Source organism: Moorena sp. (assembly GCF_982860115.1).
On the sequence record NZ_CEYLVT010000019.1, the window covers coordinates 50,908 to 58,732 of the forward strand.

The 7,825-nt window shown below is 43.8% G+C and carries 2 protein-coding genes; both read left to right on the forward strand.

The annotated features are described in order from the left end of the window. A partial coding sequence (locus tag AC4II3_RS05790; protein ID WP_488029332.1) for an efflux RND transporter permease subunit occupies nt 1-1,788 on the forward strand: 1,788 nt, incomplete at its 5' end. Nucleotides 1,789-2,342: 554 nt separating this feature from the next. Then, nucleotides 2,343-7,658, forward strand: coding sequence for a CHAT domain-containing protein (locus tag AC4II3_RS05795; protein ID WP_488015325.1), 5,316 nt, complete (start codon nt 2,343-2,345; stop codon nt 7,656-7,658). The last annotated feature ends 167 nt before the right edge of the window (nt 7,659-7,825 follow it).

The window sequence follows — 7,825 nt, forward strand, 5'->3', positions numbered from 1 at the left end:
GACAAGTTGAAGGTTGACAAGTTGAAGGTTGACAAGTTGAAGGTTGAAACTTGGCAAAATAACCATCAACCCAATAACCTTCAACCCAATAACCTTCAACCCAATAACCTTCAACCTGCAACCGAACAACCTGCAACCGAACAACCTGCAACCGATGAGAGGCGGCGCATACAACCTTATCGAGGTCTATTAACCTGGGCGTTGAAGCACCGGATTACCACGATTGTGATAGCTGTAGCTTTTTTCATCGGTAGCTTGCAGCTTGTACAGTTTATTCCCAAGGGTGTGTTTAGTAGTCGGGATACTGGAGTCAGTACGATATTGATTGATCTGCCACCGGGGTCTGAACTGAATGAAACCAAAGACCTCATTCAAGAAACCAATCAGTTGTTGCAGTCAAACCCAGTTGTAGAAAATGTTATAGCCAGGGCTGGACATGATGGTGTAAATAATGGTACTGTATACGCCAAACTAGTACCCAAAGACCAACGGGAAATCTCTCAAAAAGAATTTGAGCAGCAGATGCGTCAGACTTTCCAGAAAATACCTGGCGCGAGGATTAGTTTCCGCAGTCAAGGACCTGGAGGCTCTAACAAGAATTTATCCATTATCCTCAAAAGTGAAAATGGTCAACTGCTTTCCCAAACCGCCCAAACCCTAGAACAACAAATGCGTCAAATTCCTGGTTTAGTGGAAGTTACCTCTAGTGAAAGTCTAGTTAAACCAGAAATTGTGATTGTACCTAACCCTGCCCGTGCTGCAGATTTAGGAGTATCTGTTCAAGCGATCGCACGCACGGCCTCTTTAGCGTTAATTGGAGATCTTGAGTCAAATCTGGCTAAATTTGACCTAGCTGACCGACAAATTCCGATTCGTGTCCAACTCGACCCAGAATCGAGGGATGACATCGAAACCCTCAAAAATATGCGGGTTCCCAGTCGAAATGGCACCTTAGTCCCCATCGCTGCTGTAGCCGATATCCGTTTAGGGAGTGGACCTGCCCAGATTGACCGCTTTAATCGTGCTCGTCAGGTGTCTTTGGAAGCCAACTTGCAAGGGATTTCCCTAGGAGATGCGATCGCAAAAGTCAAATCCCTACCTGCTATGAATCCGCTACCTCCTGGAGTTTCTGAGGAACCCGCCGGGGATGCCAAGATTATGCGAGACATTTTCGGTGGATTCTTGAGCGCGTTAGGGCTATCAGTGTTGTGCATTTATGCCATTCTGGTATTGTTGTACAACAGTTTTCTCTATCCCTTTGGAATTTTGGTGGCTTTACCCCTATCCGTCGGTGGTGCCTTAATGGGACTGTTGATTGGCCAGAAGGAATTGGGACTGTTTGCCCTCATCGGAATAGTATTACTGATGGGATTGGTGACCAAAAATGCCATTCTTTTGGTAGACTTTGCCTTAGCCAATCAGAAAGAAGGGACATCCCAGTATAAAGCAGTCATTCAAGCTGGAGTCAGTCGCTTGCGACCGATTTTGATGACCTCCGTCTCTACCATTGCTGGGATGATTCCCATTGCCTTGGAATGGGGAGCCGACGGTGAAGTTCGTAGTCCCATGGCTCTTGCCGTGATTGGAGGATTTACCACTTCTACTCTGCTCACCTTGGTGGTGGTGCCGGTACTATTTACCTATGTCGATAACTTAGTTCGTTGGACAAGAAAGACCCTTTTTGGAAGTAAAAGTCAAGATTACCAAGACCTCGTAGAGGTTGAGGTAGAGCCTGAGCACTATTTGAGCAATGGTACTTCTGTTGCTGCTAGTAATGGTAAGTTCTAGTCGCTCGACAAATGTCTAGGTAAGCTATCAGCCGTCAGCTATCAACTATCAGCGAACAGCGATTAGCGCTACTTGAGGTGCTATCAGCTATCAGCCGTCAGCTATCAGCCAAGGGCTGATAGCTGACGGCTGAATCCTTTATGCCTAGGGTGAATAAAAATTAACTAAAAATAGTGAATTGTTGGGATTTAATTAAGAATTGTGCAGATGTCAATTACCTATTGATCCTTTTAACCAAAACCCATAAATCTCTGCCCTGATCAGTTACCCATAAGTTACCCATCTGTTACATCCGTTCCCTGATTAGGAGTTTGGTTGATGTAGTGATAGGGTGGATAGTATTCCCAGCAGTCTGATGATGGTAAGATTTGAGCAGGGGGCGTGTTTGATAAACTATCCTCTTAGGGAAGTTAACGTAAAAATTACTATTCAGTTAACTTCCCTAAGGGTGCGCGATAAATTAGCAACTAAATAGCGATTAAGTCGCGATTAACTAAATTATGGTTAATTTAGGTTATTGGTCTAGGTTATTGGTGTAGTGGGAGCATCTACTCGTGAAAGCTGTTGGGTGGCATAGTCAATGGTTGTGGAAAATTTTTTCTCTCGTTGGAGAAATTTATTTAGGTTTAGCTATACTATATCCTGTCCATGTCGCTAAGGCTGAATCTATTATACCAGCCGCAGATGGGACGGGAACTAGTATTACAATTGATAGTAATGATTTGACGATTGACGGGGGGACAATTTCCGGAGATAGAGCAAATTTATTCCATAGTTTTGAAAAATTTGGTTTGACGGCAGAACAGACAGTTACGTTTCTGTCTAATCCCCAAATTCGTAATATTTTGGCTCGGGTTATTGGGGGTGAAGCGTCAATTGTTGGCGGATTAATTCGAGTAGTTGGAGGTAACTCAAATTTAGTTTTAATGAATCCAGCGGGATGGATATTTGGGGCTAATGCTCGGTTGAATATCCCAGCTGATTTAACGGTAACAACAGCGAATCGAATTGGGTTTGGTGAAGACAATTGGTTCACTAGCTTTGGCTCAAATGACTATCAAACTTTAATCGGTAATCCCAAGACGTTGGCCTTTGACTCGAATCAACCAGGGAGTATTATTAATGCTGGAAATCTGGAAGTATTAGAGGGAAATAATTTAACCTTAATCGGCGGTAGTGTGATTACTACTGGAAACGTAAGTGCTGCCAAAGGAACGGTTACTCTGGCTGCTGTAGATGGTGGTAATTTAGTTAGGATTAGCCAACCAGGACACCTATTAAGTATAGAAATTGAATTACCAACGGATGCTGATGGGGAGCAGCTACCGTTTACACCTCAGGATTTACCAACCTTGTTGACCGGGGGAGTGGAAGGGTTAGAGACACCGATTGTGGTTAAGCCAGATGGTAAAGTACAGCTCGCGGATTCTGGCTTACCGATTGAGATGGGTGATGTGGTGGCTCGGGAGGTAAACGCTGAAACTGCTACACTCTCAGCTGCTAATAATCTCACCTTAGTCGAAAGTCAGCTCTCTACTACTGGGGATTTGAATCTGTTGGCTGGCAATACCGTGCGATCGCATGATAGTCTAGCGCGCCCCTTTATTGCGGAAGCCCTCGGCAACTTATCCATCCAGGGGAATCAAGCTATCGAGATTTCAACCTTCAATCATCAGGCTAGTGGTTTCTTCTCTGGTGGAAACATGGTACTGCGTTCCGCTAATCCAGTACAAGGCAGTAGTCATTATAACACAGGCGCTAGTTTTCGGATCGAGCAGTTAGATGGTAGTCCAGGAAATTGGATTAGTCCTGATGATTCCATCATTCTGGCAAATGGTGATGTCAGTCTAGGAAACTACCAAGGCGCTTCCCTACATATTTTGGCAGGAGGTAGTGTTACCTTAGGCGAAATTGTGATTAATCCTAGTGATGACCCTAACCCTAAAATTAGTCCAACTCACTCCGATCCCTTTCTTGCTAATTTAGCTAATGTCACTCTATCTGACCAAAGCAATTTGGTGATTGATGGCATGCTTGATGGTAATAATCAGGCGACTTTAGATATTAGAGCTGGTATTGATTGGACACAACTAGGAGGAATTCCAGGAAACAACTTAGATAATCTTGTTGCTGATTTTAGTAATACTGTTACAAATAATCCCACCAGTGCCGATATCGAAGTTGGTGATATTACCGTAGCTCGGGATGGATTGGTCTTGTTAACCAATCAGTATCTTGCTAATAGCTCATTACCCAGTGGAGCAATTCAAGTAGACACCATTAAGACCGGTGGTCTAAGTAATAGTAATACTAATACTAATTCCCAACAAATCCTGATTGACTCTCGCAGCACTATCAACGTTAATCAGGGGAATCGGTTAGATACTTCCAGCAATAATACTGGTAGGGGAGGGGATATTACCCTAATGGCGGATGGTAATAGTCAATTATCCACAACTCAACCTACTATTCAAATTCCTAGTATCGATTCCTTTGCTCCGCAAGGTGCCGGTGATGTCACGGTAATTAGCAGAGGTGGTGATATCGAAATCAATAGTGGGGGTAGCGGTATCAATGCTGGATCGGAATCGGGAAATGGAGGAGCGATCGCAATCACAGCTACCAACGGTAACATTACTATCAAAAATCCCATCAATAGCCCCAGCACTCTAGTCATTGATACCGATGGTCAAGTCAGTCTCGGCAATCCGGACCAACCCTTACAAGTCAGTAACATTAAAAATGTTTTGATTACCGCTGGCGGCATTGAATTGATTTCCCAGCTGATGGCTGAAAGCATCACTATCCAACCAAAAGAGCTTAATACTACCGTGGGGATAGGGGAAGACCCTGGTGCCACCTTCCAAATCACCACAGCTGATTTGATCAATAACCTTGATTTAGGAACCTCCGGCACCTTAACCATTGGAAATCCTGAATTGACCGGTGATGTAAGAATCCGCAACTTTGACCTGAGTCAGGAAAACATCAATGTTATAGTCAGAGGCCGGGATATTCACTTTGTTAGCAGTGACAGCAATCCGGTTGTCCAACTCGCTAATAATCAGACAGCTCAATTTATTTCTGCTGGTACCATCTTTGATAGTCCAGGCACTGAAGTAAAAATTGATGGTGAACAAGGGGCAGTCTTATTCGATGCTGAAAATGGATTTAGCTACGCCGATGCTAATGGTATAGATGTTCAAGCTAAGAATATTGCTGCTGTTACCCGCAATAGTGGCGATATTATCCTTAACCTCCAAGATCCCAATGCTGTGATTACTACCGTGGCTGGTATGAATGGGATTAGCGCTGCTAATAATGGCAACATTAGTCTGGGACAAGATATACCTGGTACTATCACCATTGAGCAACCCATCCGTGCTCAGGGTTTAGGGACTATTTCAATTGGGGAATTCAACACTACTCAAATCAATCTCAACAGCAGCGTGACATCTGGTAGTGGTAACATTAGCTTCCTCAAACCCCTCAATCTTGATCCGACTAGCCCTAACACTACTGCTAACATCACTAGCACTAGCGGTAAGATTACTTTTGATGGCACTGTTGACGGTAGTCAAGACCTGAGTGTTAATGCTGGCACTGGTACCATTCAGTTTAATGATGCAGTGGGAGCGACTATTCCCCTAGGGGATATTACCCTAACTGCTGATGACATTAACTTTAACGAGATAGTGCGAGGCAATGCCACCATTACATTACAACCGTTCAGCGCTGATCAAGCGATCGCAATTGGTGGCAATCATAGGAACCAGCTTAATATTTTAGCACTAACTTCCCAAGAAATCAACCTCCTGCAAGATGGCTTTACTGCTATCACTATCGGTAATCCTAACAGTAGCGCTAACATCACCATTGCTGAGACTGGGGTCACCTTCCAAGACCCAGTAACCATTCAAGCCCCAGCCGGGTCAGGTGCTATCATCGGCAATGGCACAATTCAAGGAATAGACAATGCTTCCATTACTCTAGAAGCCAATCAAACCATTGCAGTTGGGAACATTATTACCAATGGTTCCGATATCAAGCTTACTGCTAGGAATGGAGAGGTATTCACAGACAACCTAAACACTTCTGGTATCAGTGGTGGTGATCTGATTATCGATGCCTCCACTACCATCAAGACTGGGGTAATTAATACTAGCGGTAGTTTTGGAGATGGCGGAAATGTGACTATCGACCCGATTGGGGATGTGGAAGTCAGGGCGATTAATGCTCAAGGGGGAGAAAACGGTAGTGGTGGTAATGTCGATATTACCGCTGGTCGATTTTTCCGAGCTACTGATGCTTTTAGCGGACGCAATCAGAGCACAGCTAGTATTTCCACTAGGGGCGGAGTGGCAGGAGGCTCAGTCATCATCCGACATAATGGCGGAGCAAGTTCCATACCCTTTACCGTAGGGGATGCTACCCTCAATGGTACCGCTGCAGCCATTACCACTGGCATCGACAATTCGATTTTGCCAACGCAACGGTTTCTGGAGTCCTATACTCAGGGGGATTTTCCCACTCAGATTCAACTGATTACTCAGGTATCTCCTAATACAGTAACCAATAGTGAGTCAGAGTTACCTGAGTTACCACAGGAAATCCTCCCACCAGTGATGATAGAAGAAACTCAAGCATTTTCTAAAGAAACACTTGTCTATCAACTAGAGGATTATTTTACCAGTCAAGTCACCGGTCAAGGGTCGTTATCTGTTACTGAGATTAAAACAGCAAAAGACATTCAAACAGAACTCAAGCAAATTGAACAAGTTACCGATGCTAGACCGGCACTGATCTATGTCTTTTTTCGGAATTCTGGAAATTTACCAGGACGAGACGTTGTCTTGAAAACCGAATTCCTCAACATTAATCCTAATGTAATTGTAGAGCCAAAGCCTAATGCTCCATTGGAACTAGTATTGGTAACTAGCCAAGGCAAAATGATCTACAAACGGATTGCTAATACCAGCCGGGAGCAAGTGTTAGCCTTAGCTGAAGCATTCCGGGATAGTGTAGAATCTCCCAGAGCAGGGGTGTTTCGACCACAAGACTTAGCAAAATCCCAACAACTCTATCAATTACTGATTAAACCCCTCCAGAAGACATTAGATCAACAAAACATCAATAACTTGGTGTTTGTGATGGATAAAAGCTTGCAGTCTCTCCCCTTAGCAGCACTCCATGATGGCGAAAGCTTTATTGTGGAAAAATACAGTGTTGGTTTAGTGCCTAGTTTGAGCTTGACGGATACCAACTATACCGATGTCAGAAATGCACCAGTGCTGGCAATGGGCACGGAAAAATTTGACCACCATCGAGACCTACCCTATGTGCCCAAACTAATTGACCATTTAGTTAATACTTGGTCAGCTAAAGCCCTAGAAAACGAAAACTTTACCTTATCTAATCTCCAGGATGAAATTCATCATAAATCTTTTAATATCCTTCATTTAGGAACCCATGGTAAATTTCGGTCTAATGCTAATGATTCCTACATTCAGTTCGGAAAAAAACGATTAGGATTAGGAAAATTTGAAACCCTGGGATTAGAGCAACCACCGGTAAACTTATTGGTTTTAAGTGCTTGTGATACAGCCCTTGGCAATGAACAGTATGAATTAGGATTTGCTGGATTTGCCTATCAAGCCAAAGTGCAATCAGTCTTAGCTAGTTTGTTAGCAGTGCCTCAAAATGGAACGTTTAAACTCATGAAATCTTTTTATGACCATTTAAAACTCGTTCCTAGAAAAGCAGAAGCTTTAAGACTAGCCCAAGTCGAGATGCTAAAGGATAATAGTAATAAGAAGTTATCTCATCCTTACTATTGGGCTTGGTTTACTATTGTGGGGAATCCTTGGTAGTTTTAAAAGGGAGTCGGGAGTCGGGAGTCGGGAGTCGGGAGTCGGGAGTCGGGAGTCGAGAGCAGGGAACAGGGAACGGGGAACAGGGAACAGGGGAAAGAGTGTGCAGAAGGGAGCAACTTCCTGGTAAATATTTTCTCCGACATACTTGACAAATACCGACAAAC